The 26,368-nt window shown below is 56.6% G+C and carries 18 protein-coding genes; 7 read left to right on the top strand and 11 right to left on the bottom strand.

The window, feature by feature from the left end; translation table 11 throughout:
• Positions 1 to 80: 80 nt before the first annotated feature.
• From WM40_RS12240 to WM40_RS12250, 3 genes are all read right to left on the bottom strand, one after another.
• On the bottom strand, positions 81 to 1,130 hold the full coding sequence (locus WM40_RS12240) for a CobW family GTP-binding protein (RefSeq protein WP_024903154.1): 1,050 nt from the start codon (positions 1,128 to 1,130) through the stop codon (positions 81 to 83).
• Positions 1,131 to 1,148: 18 nt separating this feature from the next.
• A complete protein-coding gene (locus tag WM40_RS12245) occupies positions 1,149 to 2,147 on the bottom strand; it encodes an MBL fold metallo-hydrolase (RefSeq protein WP_024903155.1) in 999 nt (332 codons plus the stop codon).
• Positions 2,148 to 2,242: 95 nt separating this feature from the next.
• On the bottom strand, positions 2,243 to 3,535 hold the full coding sequence (locus WM40_RS12250; RefSeq protein WP_024903156.1) for an NAD(P)/FAD-dependent oxidoreductase: 1,293 nt from the start codon (positions 3,533 to 3,535) through the stop codon (positions 2,243 to 2,245).
• A 195-nt stretch (positions 3,536 to 3,730) separates the two neighbouring features.
• On the opposite strand from WM40_RS12250, the gene WM40_RS12255 reads away from it, so the two are divergent.
• Entirely contained in the window at positions 3,731 to 4,330 is a 600-nt protein-coding gene (locus tag WM40_RS12255; RefSeq protein WP_260843826.1) for a TetR/AcrR family transcriptional regulator, read from the top strand.
• Positions 4,331 to 4,400: 70 nt separating this feature from the next.
• On the opposite strand, the gene WM40_RS12260 is transcribed toward WM40_RS12255, so the two are convergent.
• The 5 genes from WM40_RS12260 to WM40_RS12280 form a co-directional block, all read right to left on the bottom strand.
• Positions 4,401 to 6,383, bottom strand: a complete 1,983-nt coding sequence (locus WM40_RS12260) for a beta-galactosidase (RefSeq protein WP_046152991.1) — start codon at positions 6,381 to 6,383, stop codon at positions 4,401 to 4,403.
• 68 nt (positions 6,384 to 6,451) lie between these two features.
• Positions 6,452 to 7,303 carry a carbohydrate ABC transporter permease gene (locus tag WM40_RS12265; protein WP_024903159.1) on the bottom strand — a complete coding sequence of 284 codons (852 nt, stop codon included), beginning with the start codon at positions 7,301 to 7,303 and terminating at the stop codon, positions 6,452 to 6,454.
• Positions 7,304 to 7,317: 14 nt separating this feature from the next.
• On the bottom strand, positions 7,318 to 8,193 hold the full coding sequence (locus WM40_RS12270) for a carbohydrate ABC transporter permease (RefSeq protein ID WP_024903160.1): 876 nt from the start codon (positions 8,191 to 8,193) through the stop codon (positions 7,318 to 7,320).
• Between the two features lie 91 nt (positions 8,194 to 8,284).
• Positions 8,285 to 9,517, bottom strand: coding sequence for an ABC transporter substrate-binding protein (locus WM40_RS12275; RefSeq protein WP_046152992.1), 1,233 nt, complete (start codon positions 9,515 to 9,517; stop codon positions 8,285 to 8,287).
• 28 nt (positions 9,518 to 9,545) lie between these two features.
• On the bottom strand, positions 9,546 to 10,679 hold the full coding sequence (locus WM40_RS12280) for an ABC transporter ATP-binding protein (protein ID WP_046152993.1): 1,134 nt from the start codon (positions 10,677 to 10,679) through the stop codon (positions 9,546 to 9,548).
• 262 nt (positions 10,680 to 10,941) lie between these two features.
• On the opposite strand from WM40_RS12280, the gene WM40_RS12285 reads away from it, so the two are divergent.
• Complete coding sequence (locus WM40_RS12285) at positions 10,942 to 11,970, top strand: LacI family DNA-binding transcriptional regulator (RefSeq protein WP_024903163.1); 1,029 nt, start codon at positions 10,942 to 10,944, stop codon at positions 11,968 to 11,970.
• A 339-nt stretch (positions 11,971 to 12,309) separates the two neighbouring features.
• Positions 12,310 to 12,555 (top strand): hypothetical protein, encoded by a 246-nt coding sequence (locus tag WM40_RS12290; protein WP_024903164.1) that lies wholly within the window; start codon positions 12,310 to 12,312, stop codon positions 12,553 to 12,555.
• Between the two features lie 344 nt (positions 12,556 to 12,899).
• Here WM40_RS12290 and WM40_RS12295 read toward each other — a convergent pair whose 3' ends face one another.
• On the bottom strand, positions 12,900 to 13,823 hold the full coding sequence (locus WM40_RS12295; RefSeq protein WP_024903165.1) for an SET domain-containing protein: 924 nt from the start codon (positions 13,821 to 13,823) through the stop codon (positions 12,900 to 12,902).
• A 249-nt stretch (positions 13,824 to 14,072) separates the two neighbouring features.
• Between WM40_RS12295 and WM40_RS12300 the strand changes: the two genes are divergently transcribed.
• Positions 14,073 to 15,302: a hypothetical protein gene (locus WM40_RS12300; protein WP_046152994.1), complete on the top strand. Its 1,230-nt coding sequence runs from the start codon at positions 14,073 to 14,075 to the stop codon at positions 15,300 to 15,302.
• Between the two features lie 90 nt (positions 15,303 to 15,392).
• Here WM40_RS12300 and WM40_RS12305 read toward each other — a convergent pair whose 3' ends face one another.
• Both WM40_RS12305 and WM40_RS12310 read right to left on the bottom strand, forming a co-directional pair.
• Complete coding sequence (locus WM40_RS12305) at positions 15,393 to 17,087, bottom strand: amidohydrolase family protein (RefSeq protein ID WP_024903167.1); 1,695 nt, start codon at positions 17,085 to 17,087, stop codon at positions 15,393 to 15,395.
• Positions 17,088 to 17,395: 308 nt separating this feature from the next.
• Positions 17,396 to 20,338, bottom strand: coding sequence for a hypothetical protein (locus WM40_RS12310; RefSeq protein WP_157685781.1), 2,943 nt, complete (start codon positions 20,336 to 20,338; stop codon positions 17,396 to 17,398).
• A 722-nt stretch (positions 20,339 to 21,060) separates the two neighbouring features.
• Between WM40_RS12310 and WM40_RS12315 the strand changes: the two genes are divergently transcribed.
• The 3 genes from WM40_RS12315 (at position 21,061) to WM40_RS12325 (ending at position 26,330) form a co-directional block, all read left to right on the top strand.
• On the top strand, positions 21,061 to 24,063 hold the full coding sequence (locus WM40_RS12315) for a hypothetical protein (protein ID WP_157685782.1): 3,003 nt from the start codon (positions 21,061 to 21,063) through the stop codon (positions 24,061 to 24,063).
• Between the two features lie 203 nt (positions 24,064 to 24,266).
• On the top strand, positions 24,267 to 25,217 hold the full coding sequence (locus tag WM40_RS27890; protein WP_052738301.1) for a hypothetical protein: 951 nt from the start codon (positions 24,267 to 24,269) through the stop codon (positions 25,215 to 25,217).
• 90 nt (positions 25,218 to 25,307) lie between these two features.
• A complete protein-coding gene (locus WM40_RS12325; protein WP_046152997.1) occupies positions 25,308 to 26,330 on the top strand; it encodes a hypothetical protein in 1,023 nt (340 codons plus the stop codon).
• Positions 26,331 to 26,368 lie beyond the last annotated feature (38 nt).

A 26,368-nucleotide genomic window follows, 5' to 3' on the forward strand; every position in this document is an offset into this window, starting at 1 on the left:
ACGCGCTGCGCCAACGCACCGCAGACGTTAAACCGTGACACCGGCGTCGCGCCGCTCGTCACGGCAGTGCATGGTCGATCTTATTCCATTGATGTCATGGAAAACGCCGCGGACGTACCTTCGCCAGCTTCGCCCAAAAAATGCGTGATGGTTTGTTCAATCAACAACCGCGTAAGGCCTTGTACGATAAATACGACTCGGGTTGTGTGATCATCGTCAGGCCACGTGGCCAGCCGCAACGGCTCATGCAACAACTGCTGCACCCCGTGAAAGACAACAGGCCGCGATTCGCCGATGAAGTTGCCGATCCCCTTCACCCGCAAGATATGTTCGCCGTGGTAAGCGAGCAGTACCGTTAGTGCGGTTTCGAATGCATGCATCGGAAGGGGGCGAGAGTATCTCAGGCAGAAACTGTCAATATCTGGATGACGCAAACGCGGCGTCATCGCACCACGTGCCATAAACTTGCTCGAGGCAGGTTCGCTGCGCAACCAGCGCCGTAACGTCTGCGGCGTCATGATGTCGAGTACCTGTTGTGCGTCGATATCACCGTTATGCACCACGATACGCGGTGCACCGGGATTCAGCGCTTCAAGTGCTGTTTCCAGATCCGCGAGCGCGGTTACGTCAATCATCTCAGCCTTTGTAAGCAATAGCCGATCTGCGAACGCCACCTGCTGGCGTGATTCCTCGTGACGGGCAAGCTGCTCTATTCCATGTTTTGCATCCACGGTTGTCACGACGCCGTCGAGTTGCAATCGCCCTTCCAGCGCCACATCACCGAGCAGCAATGAAACCACCGGGCCTGGCCGCGCAAGACCTGTGGTTTCGATCAAGATACGCTCGAAAGCGGGAATCTCGCCGCGCGCCCGGCGCTCCAGCAGATCCGTCACGGTCGCGGCCAGTTCGTCCCGCACGCCGCAACACAGGCAGCCATTTTGCAGCAACGCGACCGTTTCGTCGCGTGAGGTGCTGATGAAGAGATGATCAAGACCAATCTCCCCCAGTTCATTGATCACCACCGCACATCGGCCCAGCGCCGGTTGCGGCAGCAGCCGATTAAGCAGTGTGGTCTTGCCGGAACCGAGAAACCCGGTCAGCAACGTCAAGGGAAGCGCAACGGATGACATGTCGACGTTTCCTGAGGCTCATATCACTTGCAAGTCATGGCCGACGATGATCTGCCCGTCGAAATGCTTTCGAACGTCGACTGCCCACATGTCGTCGGTAATCGCCGGATCGCCTCCCGGCACGAAATGGCTCAGCACCAGTGTCTTCACGCCTGCCGCCGCGGCGATTTTGCCGACTTGCTCTGTTGAGGTGTGGCTCTTCAGCAGGTGATCGAGCAGCGTTGGCGCATTGTCGACATTTGCCATGAGCTTTCTGAGTGCAGGCAGGTACATGACTTCGTGCACCAGTACATCCGCGCCTTTCGCGAACTCGGCAAGCGCGGGGTAGTAAGCCGTATCACCGGAGAATACAACGGTACGATCTCGCGTTTCGAAGCGGTAAGCGAATGCCGGTTTGATCGTGTAATGATCGACCAGCATCGACGTGACACGCACACGCTCATCTTCCATCACGAGACACGGGTCATCGAATTCATGAACGTTGATCAATGGCCGGAACGGCGGACGGCCTTCTTCGCGCATCCGCACATCGATGTCAATGGCATTCATGTCTACGAAGTCATCAATCATTTTTTTCATGCGGGGCGGGCCGTACAAATTGACCGACGTACGAAGGCCGCTGGCCCACGCCAGGAACACGAGGTTGCCAAGGTCCGCGTTGTGGTCCGAATGATGATGCGTCAGGAAGACATCACGAATGCCCGACAGCTTGATGCCCGCTTTGGTCAATTGCAGCGCGACCCCGTTACCGCAGTCGACCACGTATGGCTGGCCGTCGACAATAAGTACATTCGCCGGGGCCGCACGGAGGTCCGACGGGGTTGGGCCGCCCTTGGTGCCGAGCAAGATCAGTTGCGTGCCTTTTACCGGATGTCCTGGAACGGCGGTAACGTCTGTAGCACCGGGGGATGTGGCCGCCTGGGCATCCGGAATCCACGGCATTGCCGTGGCGGTTCCTGCTGTCACGGCAATTCGCATAAAATCACGACGCGAGCGTCCAAACGGCTGATCACTCATGGGCCTGGTATTTCCTGATAATGTGGGTAGTGTCCATGCACGGCTCGGAATGAACCGGGCGGTTCCGCACGCCGCGTGGCCAACGGAAGATACGGTTAACTCAGACGTATCTTGGGCTGTACCAGACCATTGATTCGCTCCGCGGTCCAGAGCAAGCTGGCTTTCCTGAAACCATGCAATCCTTGCTGATGCTGGCGGTATAACATGGCATGGCTAAGCTGCGCAAACCGCCCCTTGATAAAACCACCTTTGAACAGTCCAAATTGCCCAAGTGTTCCAAAAGCATTGTATTCGCTCAACGACACAAGCGATCCGAGATCACGAAACACAAAGTTGGGTAACGGGCGTCCGTCGAGCCAGTCCGGCAGGTGCTGGGCCAGGAATTTTGCCTGTTGCGTAGCAACCTGGGCGGTAGGAGCCAGAGGACGTTCGCTGCCCGGAAGCGACAACGTGGAACAATCACCGAGCACGAAGATTTTTTCGTCGCTGATTGACTGCAACGTTGGCAGGATGGCTATTTGATTCGACTTGTTTGCGGTGATGCCATCAAGCGCACCTAAAAAATCAGGGCCTTTCACGCCCGCCGCCCATACCATCAACTGCGCAGGCACCTTGCTACCGTCGCCTAGTTGGAGACCATCGGCATCGACGGCGCTCACCCGCGTATGCGTTTTGACATTGAAACCGATTTTGCGGAGCTGCTCCTCCGCCAATGCCGATACGGTCGATGGAAAGGCGGCCAGTACACGAGGGGCACTCTCTATGAGCGTCACTTCGAGGCGGGCGCGAATGTCAGGGTCGCCATAACCGGCGGCCAACTCCATTAATCTGCTCAACTCGGCAGACAGTTCCACGCCGGTCGCGCCGGCACCCACGATGGATACTCGCAACTTGCTGCCCGAAACCACGCTTTGGAATATCTTTATGCGTAATGCTTCATTGAACCATTCGGCCTGCGCCTGACTGTCAATGGAAAAACAATGTTCGCGTACCCCAGGAATCCCAAAATCGTTTGCCTGGCTTCCGACAGCGATGACCAGCACATCATATGGGATCGTACGTTCATCGATGACAAGCTCACCCGAAGCGGATGTGAGTTTCCCCAGTCTTACCTCCCGCTGATGACGATTCAGTCCTACCATTTCGCCAGGTTGATAGTCGAAATGGTGCTCGCGTGCGTGCGCGAGGTAAGTGACCTGCTGCTGCTTTATGTCGCGCGTGCCAGCCGCAATTGTATGCAGCATCGGTTTCCAGACGTAAGTCGGGCTTTTGTCAACCAACGTGATATGCGCCTTTCCCAGACGGCCAATCGAATCGCCAAGTTTCGTGGCAAGCAGGAGTCCGGCAATACCGCCACCGACGATCACGATTCGACTGGAATTAGGCATTTTCAATTCAACGAGTGATGAATAAAATATAGGATACGGCTTCGATGGACTTCGTGCAAGCGACGCGTCGGAGGACGGCGGCCGCGCTTCGAACGTTTCCGCACCGAAATGGCTATCTATTTTATGAAATGCACGGATATTCCGGCATCACCCAACGCGACCGAGGTAGCACCGCGACGTACGCGAGGGCGACCGGTGTTCGGTGGCTCCGACGCACCCGACATACTTCTGCGTGCTGCGCGTGACGCATTCGCACGACGCGGCTATGACGCAACAAGCATGCGTGGCATTGCGAGAGCGTCGGGCGTCGACCCAGCCCTCGTCGCGCATCACTTCGGGTCCAAGGAAGCGCTATGGTCGGCTGTTGTCAAGCAGATTGGTGATGAGTCGGCACCGCTTCTCGCAAACATCAATGCCCTGCGCAGCGATTCAAAACTCACGTGTAAAGCGAGAATGGAGGCCGCTGTATTGATGCTGGTAGAACAAGTGTTCCGAAGTCGCGATGTCGGAATGTTTTTTTCAACAGCTGCGACGGAAAATGGAGAACGCCTAGCCTTGTTGATCGATCTTCTGGTCAGGCCGATGTATGAAGCATTCTTGCCTTTATTTGTCGCCGCGATCACATCAAAAGACATGCCGGAACAAGATCCGACAATCTTGTTTACGTTACTGATCAATGGCATCAGCAAAACCGTGGCGTATCGCCATTTACTCTCGCCATTCTCACCACTGCCAAGCAACGAAGAAGATTTCAAACACGCTGTCACGCAGTCCGTTTTAGCCATGCTGCGCTAACCTGTCGCTATATGGGGGCATGACAGGAAAGCGCCGCACGAAGTTGAGTAATGCGCAATCCATTTCAACATCATGACAATTGCAAAATCTCCACGCCCATTGGTTCCAGCGTTAGCGATCCTGCAACCGTTCGTCCGGTCAGCGCGCTGATCGCTCCCGTTACGTTCAGGTCAACGCTATTTTTTTCTTTCGTGAGGTTGAGAACAAACATCAACCGCCTTCCGTCACCGGAGCGCACCGACAGCTCCACGCCTGTTGGCAAATTATCGACGGGATCTAGGCCGAGCATTTTGGCTATCTCGAATATCAACGCCTTATAACCGGCGTCGTCCAGAATCGTTCCAATATAATACGCACAGCCTTGTCCATATGCGTTGCGGGTAATCGCGGTGCGCCCCGCAAAAAAGTCCGTGGCATAGACGGCAATCGATTCTGCTGTTGTCGGAGTGAGAATGTCGCACCACTGAGAACAGGCCAGCTCCACCGTGCCATGCAATCTGATCGCCTGAACGTCACGACCGACAGGATCATATTCTTCGACGACAACACCCGCCACGTTGCCTAGCCCGCTTGGCAAGGCGGACGCCAGGCAGACGTTCCGCATGTTCTTTACCCCCGAGCGCGTCGTCAAGATCACTGCCCCGCCCTTCGCGACATAATCCGTCAACTTCTCCACGACTTCGGGGTTTTCAAGGAACAGGAATGGTGCAACCACGAGACGATATTTGGCAAAGTCGGAAGTCCAGTTAACGACATCCGTGCCGATGCCCAAGCGAAGAAATGTGCGGTGGATCTGTTTGAAGTTCGCAAGGTACTCGAAACCATCCGACTGCGGCTGGATCTTGAGTGCATTTAGCTGTTCATGCGAAAATAGCATGGCGACATCATTCACCACCGTCGTGCCTTCCAGCAACGGCGACAGGCGCCTTGCTTCTTCGCTGAATCGCTCAAATTCCGCAAAACGACGTCCCGGCTTGCCATGATGATCATGAAGGCCGTGCCAGAACTGCTCCGCGCCGATCCTCGCGGTACGCCAGCGGAATTGCACAACCGCATCTGCCCCGCGCGAGACGCTTTGCCACGCATACGCCCGAATCATCCCCGGAGACGGCATTCGCGACATGGGATGCCAGCAACCAGGCGTCCCGCTTAGCTGTTCCATTACCCAGAAGTTTTTCTGTTTGACACCGCGGGTCAGGTCGTGGGTCAACGCACCGTGGTAGATCTGGGATTTGCTGTCGTTCGCAAGGTCTGTGCTCGGATAGTAATCCACCGACGCAAAATCCATGCTGTCGAACAGATCGTAATAGTCGTTGATGACTGGATAGCCCCACAGGTTATGTGTTACAAACTGCCCCGGACAATGCTTGCGAATGATGCTCGCTTGGAAACGATTAAAATCCGCAACTGAATCCGAACAGAAACGATGGTAATCCAGCAGGAAAGAGGGATTCAGATAGGGGGAGCCACCGAGAGGCGTCGTGACTTGGGTCCAGTCCGTATATTCGCCGCTCCAGACGACCGTGCCCCATTCGCGGTTGAGCGTTTGAAGATCGCCATATTTATTTTTCAGCCAATGTCTGAAGTCATGGGCGGCACCATCGCTGTGACTCTCATTGCCAATCATTTCGTTATCAGTTTGCCAGCCGATCACGTTCCGATTCCCGCCGTAATGCGCAGCCAGTTTCTCGACGATGATTTCCGTGTAACGACGCAACGACGGACTGTTATAACATCGATGCAAACGCACGCCGGGATAAATCGGCTGGCGCTTGTTATCAAGTGGAAGCACATCGGGACATTTAGACACCAGCCAGTTCGGTGGGGTGGCGGTCGGGGTACCAATCACGATCTTGATACCGTGCCTGCCAAGCGTATCGATCGCCTCGTCGAGCCAGACAAAATCGAATTGGCCCTCTGAAGGCTCGAGGCGCGACCAGGCAAATTCCGCAAGCCGCACGATCGTGATCCCAACGCGCTGCATACGGGCAGCATCGTCTTCCCAGATCTCGCGTTCCCAATGCTCGGGATAATAATCAACGCCAACGTTCATAAAAAGGTTCCTGAATGTAAAGATGGCGGGTCAATTGCAACCCGGCTCGACAGACATGCACTGGCCTGCTAACCCTTGGTCGCACCAAACGTCAAGCCTGCGACGAAATGCCGTTGCATGCTGAAAAACAGCAATACGGAAGGCAACGCTGCCAGCAGCGACCCCGCGGAAACTAAGTTCCACGACGTGGTCCACTGACCCTTCAACGCCGCGACGCCAACGGTAAGAGGCGCTGCGTCATCACCCTGTGTCAGACATAGCGCCCAGAAGTAGTCGTTCCAGACGAAAGTAAAAACCAGTACCGCAAGCGCAGCGAGTGCGGGACGGATCAGCGGCAACACAATCCGGTAAAAGAGTTGCCATTCGCTCGCACCTTCCACCCTGCCGGCCTCTATAAGTTCATACGGCAATTCCTTGATGAAATTTCGCAGAAACAGGGTGCAAAAACCTGTCTGAAACGAAAGGTGAAAGAGGATAAGTCCGCCAACGGTGTTAAACAATCCCAGTTGCAACGTAAGATCGCGAACAGGAATCATCAAGATCTGAATAGGCACGAAATTGCCGGCGACAAATATGGCAAGCAAGGCGGCGTTGCCCTTGAACTCGTACGTCGAAAGCGCAAATCCGGCCATGGCGGAAAGCGCAATCGCGCCAAGAACCGATGGAAACGTAATGAGGCAACTGTTCCACGCGTAGTGCAACATGGGCGTGTCGGTGAGTACGGTCCGGTAGTTCTGCCACGCAGCGAAATCGTGCGGCCAGCCCCAGTAGTTGCCTTGCATGAGCTCATCGGACGACCGCACGGATGTCACGAGAACGGCAAGCAATGGTAGCAGCCAGATGATCAGCGAGATAGGCAGTGAAATCTTGTAAAGCACGCGATTCGCAGGCTTCCAGCGCGCAACGGGTAGTGGATACATGGTAGCTCCGTGAATCAGCGGTCAGCGCGCAGCAAACGGCGCAATTGATAGGTTATGAACACGAGCATGATCAGAAACAGTACAACTGCAATCGCGGCCGAGTAGCCAAAGCGGAAATACTTGATTGCCTGGTCATACATGAAGTACGCGAGTACCGTGGAACTGTCGAACGGGCCACCCGCCGTCATTACGGAGATCAGATCGAAGCTACGCAATGCGCCGATGACCGTCAGCGTGATCGCCATGAACGTCGCGGGGCGCATTTGTGGCAGAACGACGTGCCAAAGTAGCGACCATCCGCGTGCGCCTTCAAGGCGCCCCGCTTCGATCACCTCGGGATTGATGCTGGTGAGACTGGTCAGGAACAAAATCATGCATAACGGCACTTGTACCCAGAGGGCCGCCACGATGATGCCGAATGTTGCCTCATGCTCATCCCCTAGGACAGGGACGCCGTGACCTACGATGAGCTTCAGCAAACCGAAAGACGGATCATAGAACCAACTGAAGACGAGACCGATCACCACGCCCGATACGACGAACGGGGCGAAGAATAGCGACTTGACGATCCGCATTCCGCGAACGGTTTGGTTCAGATAAAGCGCGAGAACGAGCCCGATCGGCGGCGCGAGCAAGAGCAAGACAAGCCATATCACGTTATTTTTTAACGCGGTATAGAAAGTATCAGAATGCAATAGCTCGCGGTAATTACCGAGTCCGATAAAAGTGCTCGGCCCGACGCCATCCCAATCGTAAAAGCTCAGGACAATACTGCGAATGATGGGATAGATCACGTAAAGAAGAAACATGAGACACGCAGGCGCCAGAAAGAGCGCAGCTGCACGGCGACGACGACGTGCCAGCGGAGACGCAACGACAGATGCGGACATGATTCGGCTCGATAGGCGCGGATAGCGCTCGTGGATTCTGGACGTTCGGCCCGACCGAAAACCGTCAGGCCAGCATTGCTGAACGCTTGTCTTATTTCTTGTATATACGCTCGCGTGTTTCTTCGAGATGCGCCAGCACGGCATCAAGTGTGGAGGGATCGCTCACGAAGCGCTGCATCCCCTTCATCCCCTCATCCGCCATTTCCTTTGTCATGTCGCGGTCGTAGAACTGCGCGATGCCACCCTTGGTGTTCGAAAGAATCTGGAAACCTTTCTTTGCAAACGGGTCATCAGGGACCGCAGCCTGATTATTTGCAGGAAGTGATCCAAAGGCCTTGGCGAGTGCGCCGTTCATCTCGGGTCTCGACATAAACGCGAGGAAACGTCTTGCATCGGCTTTATTCTTCGCGCGAGCGGGAATGTTCAGGCAATCCGCGGACCCATCTTCAGCAATGGGCTGCTTCGGGTCCATGACAGGAAACTGAAAGTAGCCTATCTTCGATTTGACCCCATCGGCAAAGCCGCCGGAGATAAATGTACCCATCAGCATCATCGCGGCCTGCCCTTGTATCAGCAGCGGCTGAGCGGAATCGAGCGTATAAGACAGGGAATTATCGACGAAGTACTTATTGTCGATCAGGACTTTCCACGCTTCGTAGACTTTCTTGACACGCGGGTCCGTGTAGGGAATCTTGCCATCCATCAGTTGCATGTGGAAAGCATAGCCATTCAGACGCAGATCGATATAGTCGAACCACGCGGCGAGCGTCCAGGAATCACGGCCACCCACGGCAATAGGCGTGATGCCAGCGGCCTTGAGCTTCTTGCAGTCGTCGAGAAATTCCTGCCAGGTTTTTGGTTCACCCTTGATGCCGGCTTTTTCAAAAAGGTTTTTTCGATAAAACAGTCCCCAAGAGAAATAGTCGGTGGGTACCGCGTACTGTTTTCCCGCGTAAGACGACGGTTCCTTCAGCGACGCAAAGCTGGTATTCCATCCGTTCTTTTGCCAGTCGGACGAGATATCTTCAAGCAGACCACGCTGCGCGTAATAACGCATCCGCTCACCTTCGTGCCACTTGATGATATCGGGTGCCTGCGAGATCAGCCAGCCAGGAAGCTGGACTTTGTAGGCCTCTTCCTCCACAAACGATGCCTTCACCTTGATATCCGGATTTGCCTTCTCGAACTGGGCGAGCGCAGTGTCCCAAAAAGCACGCTGATTAGCACCTTTGAATGCGAGATTGATTGTCAGTTCGCCCGCGTGGACCTGCGCGGCGAACGCCAGCATCGCGCAAAGCGCAGTCAATCGGTATCTTTTTTTCATTGTCGTCTCCAAAAGGTTATGCGTCCGTTCAAATCGCGAGCCCTTCTTCAGTAAATAAGTGGCTGCATTTCGGATCGATTGCAAGGTGAACCGTATCGCCCGGCCGAACGGACGGATCGCCCGGCACCTTGACCAGAATCGTCGTCCCATCCGCGGCACTGCAATGTAGATAGCTTTGCTCGCCCAGACGTTCGACAAGCGTTACAGCACGTCTCAAGGTGGATTGCGGTTGCAGGGCTTCGGATTGTTGATGTGTCTTGGCGATCGAAATATGTTCAGGTCGCGCGCCGAGCGTCACCGACTGACCGGGTGTCAAACGTCGCCGCTTCCCCGCCACAAGGATCTGTTCGCCTGAACGCGTCAGGGTAATGGTGACATCGGCGCTCGTCGCATGACTTACAATGGCCGGCATGAAATTCATCTGCGGCGACCCGATAAAACCCGCCACGAAACGGCTATTTGGACGTAGATACAGATCCATGGGCGTACCCACTTGTGCAATGCTGCCGGCCGCCGCGGCGTCGCGACCCACGTTGAGCAGTACGATCTTGTCCGCCAGCGTCATTGCTTCGACCTGATCGTGGGTGACATAGACCGTACTCGCTTCAGTGAAGCGTCGGTGAATGCGTGCAATTTCCACGCGTGTCTGGCCGCGCAGCGTCGCATCCAGATTGGAAAGCGGCTCGTCGAAGAGGAACACGCCTGGCTCGCGAACAATGGCCCGGCCGATTGCCACCCGCTGCCGTTGGCCTCCGGATAGCGCCGCCGGTTTTCGATCCAGCAATGGCTCGAGCTGGAGAATTCGCGCTGCTTCCGCGACTTTGCGATTGATTTCCTTGGCCGGCACTTTGCCAAGTTTCAGTCCGAAGCACATGTTCTCCGCGACAGTCATGTGCGGGAACAGTGCGTAGCTCTGAAATACCATGGCGACGCCACGCTTGGCGGGGGGTACGGTGTTAACCACTTGTCCGTCAATGGCAATGTCGCCGCCGCTCGGATCCTCCAAGCCTGCAATGATCCTGAGCAAGGTGGATTTGCCGCAGCCCGAAGGTCCGAGAAACACACAGAATTCGTCGTGCTCGATCTCAAGATTGACGTCGCGCAGCACCGGCGCATTACCGTCGAATTGCTTCGAGATGCCCCGCAGGGATATGGCGGCCACGACCTGTCTCCAACTTGGTTTAACGTTAAATCAATTCACTTGAAAAAAGCGGTCTAAAGCCGTTCAGTGAATTCGACAACGCACATATGTGTGGGAAATTAGCAGTGCGGCGGAGTGTAGGCAAGTGTTTTTGATCAAGGGTCTACCCGCAATTCCCATCGTTATGTTGGTACCATGGGCGTTCGGATAGTAATGACTAACACAATGTAAGCGGTACCACAGAGGCAGGTTGGGATACAAAATGGGTAAGCGGGAAAGCCTGATGGCTACAATCAAGGAAGTCGCTGAGCTTGCCGGCGTCACGCCAACGACCGTGTCCAACGTGTTGCGCGACCGGGGGCGTGTTGGTATCGCTACTCGAGAACGAGTCTTGGAAGCCGTCTCCGCCAAGGGATATCGGCCGAACCTGAATGCGCGTGCCCTCGTTGAACGCCGTGCGCCGACGCTTGCACTGATGCTTGGCTGCATCACCAATCCGTTCTATCCTGAATTTACCTTACAAGCGAATAACGCCGCGCGTCGTCACGGGCGTTTTTTGCTGGTCTGCAATACCGATTACGAGCCCGACGGCGGCACAGGATTTCTAGCAGACGTCGCGGGCTCGCTATCGGACGGTATTCTTGTTGCAAATAACGGTGACATCCGGATTGACGAATTGAAGGCCATTCAGGCAACGGGCACGCCGGTAGTGATATCCGTATGGGAATTCCCGGAGGTGCTTCCGGGTATTCCCTGTGTTGCTTTCGATTCTCGCAAGGCGGGCTTCATTGCGGCGGAACATCTGCTCGATCTCGGGCATAGGCGGATCGGCGCACTCATCGGGAGCAAGAAGACGGGCATACATGGTGGTCGATACCAAGGGTTTCGCGATGCGCTTCGCGCGCGCAATGTCAGGCATGCCATCGCTGACGCCCGCTTCGGCACCGATTCGTATCAAGGTGGCTACGACGCCGCTATTGCATTACTGACTGCCCGTCCGGATCTCACCGCGCTGTTTGTCTCGAATGATCTTCCCGCGCTAGGCGCACTGAATGCCGCGGCATCGCTCGGTTTAAACGTACCGTCGGATGTCTCGATTGTCGGCGTCACGAATATCGAGCTAGCCAGTCAATCACGGCCAGCGCTCACGACTGTGGCGATACCCACTGCAGAGATGGCCGAACAGAGCATCGAGCTGCTTATCAAGCTTGCTTCGAACGCGCACGATACACCGGCCATGATTCAAACAGCAGAACCTGTACTGATCAAACGCGCCTCGACTGCTTTAGTAAAGCTACGCGCTACTAAGTAGGGTGCCAGAAGCACGCACTACCGCTGCTTTAGCGCATGATTCAGGCGTCCGTGGGTGCGGCCCGTTAGAAAAACAATACGCTCTCGGGCAACCTTATCGGGCGAGGTTCGGTTTTGCGAGTATTTTCGAGTCAGTTCGCTAACAAACCGATGCTTTCGCTAACGCTCGTGAATGTGTTTGATAAATCAAATAGACTTCCTGCCGCAGGTATTGTGTTTATCATGCGGCTTCACCGTTCATGTCATGTAATTGTACTCCCACTATTGTTCATCATTTGCTTCTCTTGAAGGTTCAGACGTACGGGCAATCAACCTGGTTCATACATAAATAAGAAAGATTATGAGCGGATATTCCATTGATAAACTATTCTGGCAACAGCACCTGTCCAAACCAGGATGGGAGAATGTGCCTGTCGAAGAGAAGCATCGGACGCATGAAGAGAAGAAAAAATTGCGGCGAGATCAACGTCTTCGCATACATGCAAGAAAGACCAACAATCTTCTGATCTTAGACAACGATGAACGTAATGCAATCGTCGATGCGAAATTGAAGAAATTGCTCAGCAAGCGGCAAGGACAAAATTGAAGTCGAAATAGTACACGTCGGACAGGCCAATCGCGCCATGCCGTTCGACATCCTGCTCAGGCTAAAGATCCGCTTGCTGTCGATAGTAGGAGCGACCGTGCGACGATAGATGAGGCCGGCATAACGGTCGTTGGCAACGATTAAGCGTCTACCAAAACGTGATACGTCGGAAAACGGGCTTGCGATACTGGTGCGCTGCCCTTTCAGTGTATTGAATATCCTGGCTATCCGCCTAAACTCGACTATCCCGCGAGTCGGATCACGCGATGAACGTTGCCTAACCTAACCAGCGGACAAATTGCGTCACACCGTCGCGAGGAAACCTGGCGTCATCATAATACGCATCATCCTCGGTCGTCTGCGCGTCCGAAAACATGGCGCACCATATCTGGCGAATACCGGTAGTTCCATCTCAGTTCCGTGCCTGATGCAATCGCCTGGCTGGCGAAAAATGCACGAATGGAAAACTGTCGACCGCAATAAGACGACGCGTGAAACGTACGCGCTTCCATGTTGTATCCGCGATCATCCGCTTGGCACACTGCCTTACCATCAGCATTGTACGCAAGCGAGGTATTCGCCATTGCAAGAATATTCTCGCCGTCAACAAACGTGACCGAAGCACCCGCTGCCGCATCCAGTACGAACGTGTCATCCACACAGCAGAAAAACATTGCCGCACTCATCAATCGACCGCCGTAAACACCAAGGCATTCACCGGCTTGTATGCGTCGCGCAGCAAAAACGCCGCGTTGTCCGATGAGGTCGTATTCGCGTTCATCACGCAGGTCGGCGGCAACGATCTTTCGAGAATACAACATGTTTTCGTAAGCCTGCCCGCGCGTGTGGTTATCGATGCGCGGATCGACATAGGGATAAAGATCCTCGATTCGCAGCGTGTTGGACGCATGGGAAGATATTGGCTCCATCACTTTAGAGGTTGCATCCCACAGTACCGCAATGTGAACCGGTTGTCCCAAAGCATCGCGATAGGGGTAGCGTGCATCCACGTCAGAAGAGTACGGCAGACGCGGAATTGCGTTAGCATGCTTGAATCTGTCGAAAGCATCCCGTAGGGCATCCATCGCCTCTTTCAACGCATCCGGGTCGTCTGCCAATGCCTGTTCCGCTTCGGCTTTCAATGTGGGTACGACGTCGAAAATGGCATTATGTCGCGCATCCAGGTCAGTAATGCGTTCCACACCGGCAATACGTTCTTGGATGGTGTCAATCAGCGCTTGCACACGCGACTGTGTCATCGTACTCATGGAATCTTCCCCTTCTCCGTTCGCGAGCTGAATCTTGTATTTCGAGATAAATGCAACGTTAGCCCGCATGCGCGATACACCTGTGCCACGACCGCGAAACAAGCGCGCTATCACCGAAAACATCATGATGTTTCGTTTTGAGCGCTGCTGTGTCGCCGTATCGCGTGACCCTTCAGCTTCCAAAGCATTACGCTCTCTGGCGTGGACGATCATCCGGAACGTGTGCATCGTTCGTACCAGGAGCACCAGATGAAAGGAAGAATCACTTCGTTGCACGGTTCCCCGACAGAAGCGGGGACGGATACCAACGCGGCGCCGAAGGATGCTGCTACATCGAACGCCCGGCTGACACGGCCCATAGGAGCCGGCTTGATGGGTGGGCCAGGCAACGCGTCGCCGCGGCAAAGACCGGCAGTGTCTACGCTGCTACGACGCACGGTGTCGCACAGCCACGCCATGGAACGCATGGCTGCACTCTCACGTAACTTTCAGCGTGAGCAGGAAACAACCGGGGCGGCGCGCCCCGAACCGGCTGCAGAAACACCAGTGCGACCAGCGGCGCCGGCGCCGGTGAAAGCGGCGCAAATCGAATCATCGCAAGCGCGGCCGCAGTTGACACCGCTGTCACAACCCACGGCGGCGAGTACGACTTCCTCTGCGTCCGCCGTTGCAACCCGGCCTTCGGAAACAGGTTCCGAGCCTTACGGTCAAACGCAGCATGCCCCCACGCCGCATCCACAATTCGCGACCCCTTACCCTGCTCCCTACGGGCAAGCAATGCACTGGCCTGCCTGGCACCCACAATTCGCCACGCCCTACCAAGCGCCCTCTCATTGGCAATGGACAGCGTCACACGGAAACGATGTGATGTCCCCGTCGTACTTTCACCATGCATATCAGGGATATGCGCCTGCGGTACAACCGAGCTGGGCGGTGCCGACTTATCACAATTGGGTGGTCGGAGCGAAGCGCCGATTTGGCCTTGCATTCGGCGGTGGCGACGGACCAAACGGCGCGCAGATGCATGCCGGTTTTCACTTCAATGGGCGGTTCCATTTGTTTACATTCGGCTTATATCCGAGTGCGACAAAGCCCTTTTTTCTCTCGACGCAGAGCGGGCGGATGCATCCACCTCATACGCCCGCGCTCGCGCAACACCCCTATCCGCCACCACAATCTTATCAGGCCAATCCGCTCCACATTACGCGTGGCGGGACGGATCCGGTTCACGACCCTGCCGCATACGCCCGCGCGTCACGCCCCTGGACCACGGTTTTAGGTATCACCGAGGAGCACGCCACTTCCCAACTTATTACCCAGCGCTATCGGGAAAAGCGACGCCGGCTATTGAATACGGACGGCCCAACCAACTGGGTGGGGTTTCTCGAATTGGCCGTGGCGCGCGAGAACGCATTGAAAGCGCTCGCGGCACGAATCGCTGGTACATCAAAGATGGAAACATCAACCCATTCGAATTGATGCCCTTCCGCGCCGGTTACGGACCGGCGTGGAGATCATCCACGAAACGCTAATTGACTGTTTCGCGTGTCCTGACAACAGGATCGATAATCAAGCACCGACCTCGACACCGGCCTTTGCATAAGCCTCGTCGCGTGCCGCGCGCAGTGCGTCTGGATTGATGTGTGGACCGGCATTGATCCGACCGTCGCCGGAAGCACGCAAGCGTTTTTGCACAAACTCGGGTGTCAGCACATGCTGCTCGAAGGCGCGTACCTTGGGACGCGCCGCGGTAATGAGGCGGTCATAGTTTCCGGTCTTCACTGCAACACGCGCTTCATGCGTCAAGGTATCGAGCAACGGCTTATACAAATTGCCCGTTTCGGCCCATGTGTCCTTGACCTGCGGATTGAGGGCATCCGATCCGAACAAAAAGCGATTCGGAAATTCGTTGATCAATGATGCCCAGGCGTGAATCGACTCGTGATTGGGCACTTCGGTGCCATCGGGCTGTGTTTTCAACACGATTTGACGCGCTACCCGCGACCAGGAAATATCGATGTGAACATGCTGCATCTTCGGGTCCGACAGAATCGTTCGCAGATTGTTCGCATGGTCTTCCGGTTTTTGCACGAAGCGCCCGATGCCGCCGCAATGCGCCCAAATCACCGTCGTTCGACTCGTCTCGGGTGACGCGAACAGCGATTTAAGGTCATTCAAATAAAGCGGCTTTCCAATTCCATTGGCTCGCTGATTATCCGTCGAGTCTACATCGCAATGCAATACCACCGGCATCCCGATGACGCCGGCGGTCGCTACCAGATTCTTGAAAGATTGAACGTTGGTGGTCAGGTTCGCTTGTCTTGCACCCTCATATTGCTTCTCAACAAGTTCTTTGTGGATGGTCACTTCACCCACTCCGGTAAACATCCCAGGATGCGTAGCAAGCTTCAGCAGCAGTGCTTGAGGACTTAAGGGCGAGCCCAAATGCAGTCCGGTTACCATAGGGTCCAGCCGGTCGCGTTCCGCTTCCGAAAGGTGCGAGAGCTGCATGAATAACGCTGTGTCCGCATCCACCTGCTGGTTCAGCATCAGGTGTGCGCTTTGTGCGATTTCATTCTCGACCGCGGACGTGAGTTCCTCCGGCTTTATGTTGGCGTACTGCTGCTTTACATAATAAGACTCAGGAGGAATGTTGTTATGGTGTGCCGTCTCGGAATGCTCGTCGTGACTGCCGCATGGCATCACATCCGTAGGGATGGGCGACAGTACAGTACGGTGAATACCCACCTCGTCCATCATCGCCAACGCTTCTCGTGGCACCATGCCTTGCTGAACGTAGTTCGTGGGGTGAAAATGGGAATCGTGCATCCAGTGGCCGGTAGCGTTACGACTCGCATGCGCGTCTGCCAGCGGCTTTTGCGCCATTGTGTCCACGGTCGCGGTCAAAGCCGCAGTCAATTCCGGCGTCTCGCGCAAACGCTGCGACACCGCACGACTTTCGTTGGCTGTACCGCGCCGCACTGGGGTCACATCGAACCCTTGGATCGACACGCTGTTGTCGTCAAAAAACCGTGTGTGAGAACGCAGCAGTTTCTGTGCACCAGTGCCTAACGGTGGGTTGCCGCTCACATTTTTTTCGGTCCCGGGACGCTTGGGTGCGGACCCTGAAGGCGCTCCGGCACCACCTAACGACGTGGCATTTCGTTTTCGTGTGCGGCTTGTGTTCGAGCCGCTATTACCGGGGGCGCTCGCTTGCGATGCATGTTCGCTGGCGGAAGCGTGGGACGAATTGATGCGAGGCATATACTTCTCCGTGAAGGTACTTGGTTGCGAAAACTCCTGAGGATGCTAAGCGCCGTAAAGCCAAGAACTCCGATGTCATGGCGAATATATGTTATCGGAAACGAAACAGTGCATATGCACGGAAAAACCGTGTATTTGCCTATGCGCGCTTATCCTCTCTAGGACTTTGAACGCATTAGCTCACGCTGTGCCAACACGCTTTCTGACGCGATACCGAAGATTGGCAAGCCCAACCCAGGAGTGCTCTTCTCGCGACCAACCAATTCGTTGGCGGCGATACGCTCCGGTAGCCAAGAGGCGCGCTCGTGCTACATCGCGTTGAGCGGCTTCGACCAGTCGGTACTGGCACCAGGAGCGGTCTCCCCTGTTGCCGCGTGCATGACCTCCAGTGCACGATACACATCAGCACGCATGGCTTTCGCTGGCTTGAGGCGACGGCGCATCAAAAATGTTTGATTCTTGCGCTGATGCGTTTTCATCAGGTCAAGATCGTGGTCGAGCTTGGCGGATGCCTCTGGATAGTCGCAATGGTAATTCTTCGAGTACATCTCGATCCATTCCTCGCGAGACTGCCTGACAGCCGCGGCAAATGCATCGAACGAAACGAACTGCTGATCCGCATAGCAACCTCGATTGAGTAGTCGCCCATCACGCGCCACCAGCATCACACGCCCGGCAGAGAGACGACTGAGGTGCGCGCCACCAATGCCGAACGGTACGGCACCAGGCAAACCACCGTTAAGATCGCCGTCACGCCAACTCGGATTCACGCTTGTATTACCCTGGGCACTTAATCGCGTCGTGTTGACAAGGGTCTGCCGATCGTATCGGCTCGACCCTTTTTCCTCACGCATTGACGTATCGTTGACACTGTTCAGGTCCAGTATCACGGTCCCGGTCAATCCATACGATCCTCGAACCGACGCCTGCCCGGGCGTCACCGATGCGCCAAGCGTCCCTCGGATATTCTGGCGTCGTGTCTTCCAGTGTGTATCCTGCCAGCCAATCGAAATGTCGGAGCGATCCCCGATTTTCGCTGCAAGACGCTCGAACATCGACGTTTCGGCACCGCTTTCGCGCACCGGCTCTTTGGCTTCGTCGGACAGGAAGTCAACCAGTTCGAGCGCGGTATTGGTTGTCCGTGCATCGTCGTAGGCCATGACGCCCCAATCCCGGCTTTCGTCTGTAAGCCGTTCGCGTGCTACGCGAATCAATACCCCTCGCGGGTTACGATGTTCGCGATCCAACGGCATAATACCGAATGACCCTCCGACCCGTAGTCCGCCAAGCCAGCGCAATTTTTCACTGTAGCCCAGCCGCGCTCCGACGCCTGCCTGGGTGCGACTTCCTTGTTCGGTACCGGTAAATATGTCGAAGCCGGCATTGTTGCGTTGAAGTGTCACCATCGCGCGACGGCTGCGATAATGGCCTAGCGTCAATTCGCCTCCCACGGGCAAATGCCGCAATACGCCTCGATTGGTACTTGTTGATAACCCCCCTGTTCTAACACCATATCGTCCGCCGTCTGCAAAGGACACCTGCGTCGACTGCTGAATATCGGTGATCAACTGCCGCAGTACCCGCTTGACCTCGTCCCGGCTCAAACGCTCGGGCTGCAGGAGCTTGGCTTTGCCCACATCGTCGACATGGTCGAGCGCGGTCTTCACCGTCTCCCATCTATGCACGAGAAATTGCTTGGCAACCGCCCGCAACGCACCGGCATCGAGAAGCATTGGTGCCTCGTCCCGTTCCATGGCACCCGCCACCGGCGCACGGCATTCGAGAACTGCACGCGTGGATTCGTCGACTTCCAAGTCGCCTATGTGGCTTGCAGGCCGAGTCGAAAGGGCCGCAAGCGCCGCAGCCGCGGCCTCACGTTCACGTGCTCGCGGGCTGTCGGGCGGCAAGACAGGCCCCCGCGGGCTGCGCAAGGCTTCGGCCAGTGCGCCACAAGCCGCCTTCAATGCATTGGCATAGCGGGCAGCCTCTTTTTCATACGACGGCCGGCTAGCGCTGGGCTTCCCAAGCATCATGCTGCGTAACGCCGATTTCTTCTGGCCAAACATGCGTTGAAAGAACCAGTTCTGCTTGCCCAGGCGCATCATGCCCCGCGAAATGAAACGATGCAGACGCGTTTGCACTTGTTTGAGGTTGCTTCCCGGTGCGTCACTTCGAAAGCCCTGGCGCCACGCATAAAGTGCGGCCACGTCTTTTGGCGCCACGGAGCCGGATAGCGCACGCAACACGCGTGGTGCCAGGTTGCCATCGTCGGTCCGGGCGGCGTGCGCGGCGGTGAGCGCGGCCTCAAGATCGGGATGCTGTTCGGGCAAGGCGTTCCACGCCTGCAACAATGTCGCCGCGGCGTCGCTTTCAGCACGGCCGGCATTACTCCCGGTTATGCCCTTCAAGACGTCGATACCGATGGGCGTGGCAGCCAAGAATTGCGCGATCCGCCACGCATCTGCCTGAGCATCATGCTGTGGCGGCGCATGAGTCACCTGATCAGTATTGGGTAGGTCACTGACAGAAGTCCTGGGTGTATGCCACGCTTCCTCCGTATCGTCCTGCAATCCGTGCGCTTCCGCATCGACTGCGTGGTCAATCTCCGGCCTTACGCTCGGACCACTCGGCTGGCGCGAAACGTGTACGTTTTCATCGGCAAGCGTGTCGGGCGCCACGAACGCGACCGAACGCCGAGTCAACTCTTCGAGGTCGACGACGTCCGGCAGAACCTGCAGCGCCGCAAGTAAACGCGCGGGATTGTCTGAACCAAGCGCAGACAATGTAGCGTAGCCGAGCATTAACGAGCCTGCGTACGGCGGTGTATTCTCTGCGATGGTGTTTTCCGCCTGGTCTGTGACACCGGTGGCCGCGTCACTGGCATCGGTGCGTGCAAGCGGCTCGGGAGCGCGCGCTTGTCGGGGCATGGTGGCCAGGACATCCGCAAGCGCGTCGACGGTCGCGTCGTGCGTGTCCGCACCATCCTGCGTGCGGAAAGTCTTACACACCCAGTTGTTCAGGCCATCACGATGTTCCAGCCAATGGTTGAGTTGGGTCGCATCGGGCGGAGGCTCCGCGGATACGCTCGGCTTCGCCATCGGTCCGTGATTGACCCGCGCCGTGAATTTATGCACTGTCTTTGCCAGAATATTATTGGCTTTCAGCGCGCGCCGCTCGGCAGGTAGGCCCACACCAGGCGCGGACGGTTGCCTTGCCGCGCTACGCCAATCCCCCGCGGGCTCGAGCGGCACGACTGGCTTTTGCTCGGGCCTCCTGATATCCCGGGCTTGAAAGGACGTTCCAAGCGTCCTGACCGCCGTGAACGGCGTGTGCCATTCCGTCTGGAGAAGCGACTTTCGCTCTCGCGGTACGCTTGGCTTGACGTAATTGGGACGCCCAAGTCCCAAAAATGATTTGAAACGTGCACGCGCCGCAGTAAAGCCGGTTTTTTATTCTTGCGTGTAGCAGCTTCGCTATCTGCGTCTATTGTATCTCGTGCGTTCAAGGTTTCCCGCATTGCAGACGACTTACCGAAAAAAAGGCTCGATAACTTCATGGACTTTCCTTGGAAGATCGCGCCGATTATTAATGACTAATATGACATTTCGGACTCCATGACGAAAAACTAACGACCTCAACGAAAGAAACGCGCGTTGTTTCCTTACCGCAGAAATCTGCATTTTTTCGTCGGCGTACCTGGAACTTCGCAGTGTCACGCATGACGTGGCGGCATAGTACCCGTAGTCTGTGGACTGTAACCTTTCCCGCGCGCTGTCTATCGGCATGCGCGTCATTTCCTTACCTATTGGCGATCCCCATGATACCCAGCGATCTGGCGAGTACAAGCCGCGCGCATGAGTCTATCTCTGCCGAGGAATCCGATAAAGAAACGACACCGAATCCTGCCAGGAATAATCATGTTGAACCGACGCGTCCTGAAATAAGCCGCCGAAACGACGGCTTCTGGTCGAACATGAAACGCGCACTCGCGCCGCGGCCCGTGACCACCACGAGCACGATATTTGGCAGTTACACACAAGCGCGCCCCACAACGGCGCGGGCGAAAGTCGGCGTGCCGCAGGACAAGCGGCATCGACCCAACCTTGATGCGACAGCGCCCGCCGCGGTCGAGAAACATACGAAAAAAGTGGCGCAGACCTTAGCCGGCACCCGTAAAACCGCGTCGGTGCCACAGACAATCGCCGCCCATGGCGGTGTTGACGCTTTCCCGATGGAACGATTGAATCTCCAAGGGTTAGAGGGCCTGGATCACCAGGCGCCGGACATCGTCCAAGCCTTGCGCGAGCGCCTGGAACCGCCAGGAAACGCGGACGAAACCGCTCGGATGGTGTCCGCCGCCAAGCAAGAACTAGTGTTGCATCGACTGCATCAGGCTTTTGGGACAAATACGGAGGCGGCGCGCGCGGCAATCACGCAACTCGACGCCGCCGGCGCACTGCTGGACATACGCGGCGAAGGATTCGAACTCGCGCGCCGCCTCACTTCATCGTCATTAGGCCATGAAACATTGCGGACGCTGTGCGGCGAGGCGGCAACGGATTCCGACCCCGTTTCACACGCCGTGCGTAATGACGCGACCAAATTGGCACTGCGCGCGAGTAACGCCCTGATCGACGCATTGCCCGCAGGTCATCCCGTGCCCGACAATATGGCGGCCATGGTGCAACTCGCGTTGTCCGCGCTACCTGAACACGAACGCCCTGCGGGCACAACCGGCACACCCGAACCCCTAACGATGCAAAGCGATGTAAGCGTGCCAGCAAAGGCGTTACTTGCGGCGGTGCAGCTTGCCGCCGATCCCTCGGCGAACCCCGAGGCGCACTTGAAGAGCGCTTATCTCGCGTGGCGCTGCGGATTCAAGCACGAGGGCCCGGGAACGCCGCTCGCGCATACCCAGCATCGACTGTTCAAGCTTTCACGCTATGCAAAACGCGCAAGTCAACCCGGGACATTGGCAACGCTCAGGCGAATGTTCGGTTTCAACAAATCGCCGATGTCTGCGCTTGCGTTCGGGGTAGCTGGCGCGAGTCTACGGCAACCGGAAGACGATTTGCAAAAGGCGGACGTGATATGGCAACTGGGCGCGGCGCTTGAACGGAGCGCGGCGACACCGCGTACGGGCCCCCTCGCACCACAAATTACCAACGCCGTGCGTGCCGCAACGCTGCAAGTCTGGTACGAGCGCGTAGCGAAAAAGGGGTGGCGGGACACGACTGCGGTGCCAAAGCGCATGCGGCAGACCATCGCTTCACGTGCCGCGGCCATGCTGAATATCTCTGAAACAGAGATCAAGCTCAGTCAGGCCTATGCCATGCTGAAGACGTCTAATGGTGCCAGGCTTACGACCGCGACGCTAGAAAACTGGATAGAACAGTTGGAAGCCACTCAGCCCGAGGAAGCTGAATTGGCGACGCGGTTAAAAGGCGCGTTGCAACAACTCGTCACGCTCGAAAAAAACGGCGAGATGCCTTTGGACACAGCCACGCCACAAACGGTGCTCGATAACTTCAAGCGCGTCATTACCGAGCCTCGCATGACATACGACGTACGGCTCTCGGATGGTGGGCAGTTCGGGGTCAATACGAGCATCGTCGAAGCGCTCAAACTGCCAGTCGTCAGCAAGGTACCGCTCGCACTCGTCGGGCCTGACGCCAAGCTTATTCATGGCCGCCATGCCATGATCAATGCGGGCTCTTCCGCCAACCACGGGCAGCTGTTCGTGGGCAGTGATCGCCGGTGGGCCGCGCATCTCGGCGTCAGTGGCGCGGCCGGCGCCAATCTGCTGCACAGTAATTTGCAGATGACGGGCACTGTTCAACTACTGCCAGGCGTGTTGGATATATCTCAACCGAAAGGCGTGATGGTGCGCGCACGACTTCAGCCGACAGGGACACCACCCGCCGGCCAGCAACCGGCGGGCGAACCAGATCCGTGGCGAAAGAAGCTCGTCGATGTCATCGACGCAGCCACCGCAAGTGGACCGAACAAGCAGTTACCTCGCGATGCCGGTGCGATGTGGGACGCTGTCGCCCATGCTTTCTACAAAGACCCTGACGTCTCTTTCAACTGGATGGACTCAAAGGCACAATCTGTTTCCAGCAGCGTTAACCTGACCACTGCCGCACGCTATGAACATCATAATTACAAGATCGGTCCTTACGCGCAAATCGGCGTGTCAAAAACGTGGGCGACCCGCGTACGTCGCCGCGAAGAGGGTCCACTGAAGGCGGATTTCGCGACTCGTAGCAGCGCGTTGCAAGTGCCTGTCTCGGCAGGGCTCATAGCAGCGGCGCCCCCGCAAGGAAATTTTTCGGATGAAAATGGTCACGTCAAATCGGTCGTGTTGCCAAGCGTGGGGATTGTAGGAGTAGGCACCACGGTATTTCAATCGGAAACAGGTTCGACATGGCGCATCGCGGAAGAAGACGGACATATCGATGCGTCGCTCAGCTATCGGGACACCACCTTTACCAATGTCGGACAATTCAAGCGCTATGTCGATAGCCAGCGTACCGCGTGGGATCGCGCCTATCGCGAGCAGCCGACGGGGGCGGCACAGCCCGAACCGATCGATGAATACCTGGCACGTGTCGACCACGATGCTACACGCGGTAACCAGTTGTATGCCGAGCGCGTGTGGCTCAGACCTGACGCTGCTGCCAAAATCAACGCCCTGCGCGAACTTCGCGACGCGATCGTGCCGCCTGGTCATGCACCAGATGCAACGCAACGCGCCGGCATAGACGCGCGCAATGCACAAATTGCAACGCTCCTGTCGGCGGAGGAAAGTTGGGACAAACGCTTTCTTTACTCGCTCGAAACGAACGGAACCTCGCGCGCGCTCGGCCCCGGCTTCATGGCGACAGTCCAGCGTATCACCGAGGTATCCCATCCGAGACAGTTGACCGTCTTGCGCGTCGAACGCCCCGTTTCGCCGCCCACGGACGACGCTTGAAGCAACGGCGCGGCCCCCTATCGCGCTCATTCGCCCTCAAACATGGTGCTTCGTTTTTGGAAACAGACAAAAACACCAAGTCTCTTACGCTTTCACATGGGACGGGTGGCATGCTGCCGCCGTCGCGCGGCCAGTAGGATTTCCATGCGGAAAGCGCTTATCGGCGCTGCGATCCGATCATCGTTCAATGTAAGAGGCTACGAATGAGCAACGTCAACAACAATGCTATCAGCAACGACAGCATCCAAACCGATCTCCAAAATCTAGAGTCCGACCTTCAAAATAACGGCAAGCTTAGCAACAACGATCTCGAGAAACTTCTCCAACTGATCCTCGAGATTATCGAGCAGAAGCTCGGGGGCGACCAGCAAAGCGGAAGCGGGTCCGCCGGCGGTGGCGGTGGCGGTGGCGGCACAGGTAGCGCAGGCGGCGCTGCTGGTTCGGGTGGTGCTGACGGTTCGGGTGGTGCTGACGGTTCGGGTGGTGCTGACGGTTCGGGCGGTGCCGATGGTTCGGGCGGTGCTGATGGTTCGGGTGGTGCTGACGATTCGGCGCAGAACCCGGATTCGACGCAAGGCGCGTCATCCGGCAATAACGTCGATCAAAGCGGCAATTCGAACAGCCTGCAGAGTCAAATCGCGTCGCTGCTGGAGCAAATCCTGAAGGTTTTGCAGCAATCGTCGCAAGGCAGTAATGGGGCTGACCAGCAGTCGGGGCAAACAAATCAGATCATCGATGATTTACTCAAGCTGCTGCAACAGATGCAAGGCACGCAAGGCGGTGGCCAGGCTGGCGGCGGCGACCCGGCAGGTGGTGGTGCCCCGGCAGGAGGTGGGTCCCAAGCAGGCGGACAGGATCAAACCTTGCAATCCTTGATCAGCGACGTGATCAAATTGTTACAACAGTTGCAAGGGTCCCAGTCCGGCAGCGCAGATAACAACGGCGGCGACGCAGGCGGCGGGGATTCAGGCGATACCTCCGGTGCCACTGGTGCATCCGATCCAAGCAGCGGCTCCGCAAACGGGACGAACGGCACGGACGGCACGGATAGCTCGAGCGACGCTAACTCGCAAACCAACGAGATGCTGAAACTGCTGTCCCAACTCTTGGCGCTGATCACCCAGAACCAGCAGCAAGGGGCAGCGAACAGCTGATTCTTCGGCACGTAACTCTTCATGCGGATAGTCACAAGGCCATCCGTTCAGCGTCGGCTCTCACGAGCCGAACGCATCAAGGAGAAGAAAATGAGTATATTTTCGAAGATCAAGCACGCGTTCCAACACCTAGGTCACGATATCGAAAATGCCGCGAAAGCGGTCGTGCACGGGGTCGAGCATGTAGTACATGCGCTTGAAAACGATATAAAGAAAGTGCTGCAGGATGCGCTTGCGATGACGGAGGCGCTGATGCAAGGTAACCTCAAGGAGGCCATGCAGGATTTGCTGAAGACAGCCGAGGACGTTGAAAAAACGGCCAGCGATGCATACACTGCCGGCGCGGAGGCAACACTCGAGGGATTAAAGGGGCTTCATCTCGGAAAAGGCTTCGACAAAGTGTTGAACACTGCCGAGAAGGGTGTCGAGACGGTCAAGAAAGACATCAATCAGGGAATAGATTCGGTTGCATCCGATCTCATTTCGTCTGCCGAGGGAATTGTTTCGGGCTCGGTCAATGCGGTAAAGGACCTTGCACACGGCAATTTTAAGGGCATGATGAACGATATGGAAAATGTCGCCAGCGATGCGCTTGACGTTGCGGCCGATCTTACACCGGAGGGGCTGGGTGCAAATGTCGTTGCCTCCACGCTCGCCGCGGCGCATGTGGGTAGCGCGCAGCTTGATGACGCGATTGCCGGCGCCATGCATGGTGGCGTGGGCAAGGTCGTCAAGGCGGTCGCCAAGACGGAAGCCAGCGAGGGTGCGCAAAAACTAAGCGAAACCGTGCTTGGCGATAACGGCACGCAAACAGCAGAGGCTGGCGCAACGGCCGGAGCAGCATTGTTCGCTGGAGGCGCCGGTCGGGGAGGCCGCCGCGGCACCCAAGGAACGCGGGAACCGAGTGAGCGTTTTGCCAAGACATCGAGCAACGGCACGAAAAACAGCAACAAGGCCGATGGTACATCCGAAAAAGAAGCGGATGCCAAGCAAACGCAGGATAAATCCAAGGAGCCTGACGACAAGACGAAACAAGCCGCCGGGACGCCTCCGAGCACGCTCAACACGTTGCTCCTCAGCTATCTTGAAGGTAACCAGCGCAAGCTCGCGTGAGCCGACCAATCATGATCACACACCCTGATCGACAACTG

The organism is Robbsia andropogonis (genome assembly GCF_000970345.1).
Lineage (GTDB): Bacteria > Pseudomonadota > Gammaproteobacteria > Burkholderiales > Burkholderiaceae > Robbsia > Robbsia andropogonis.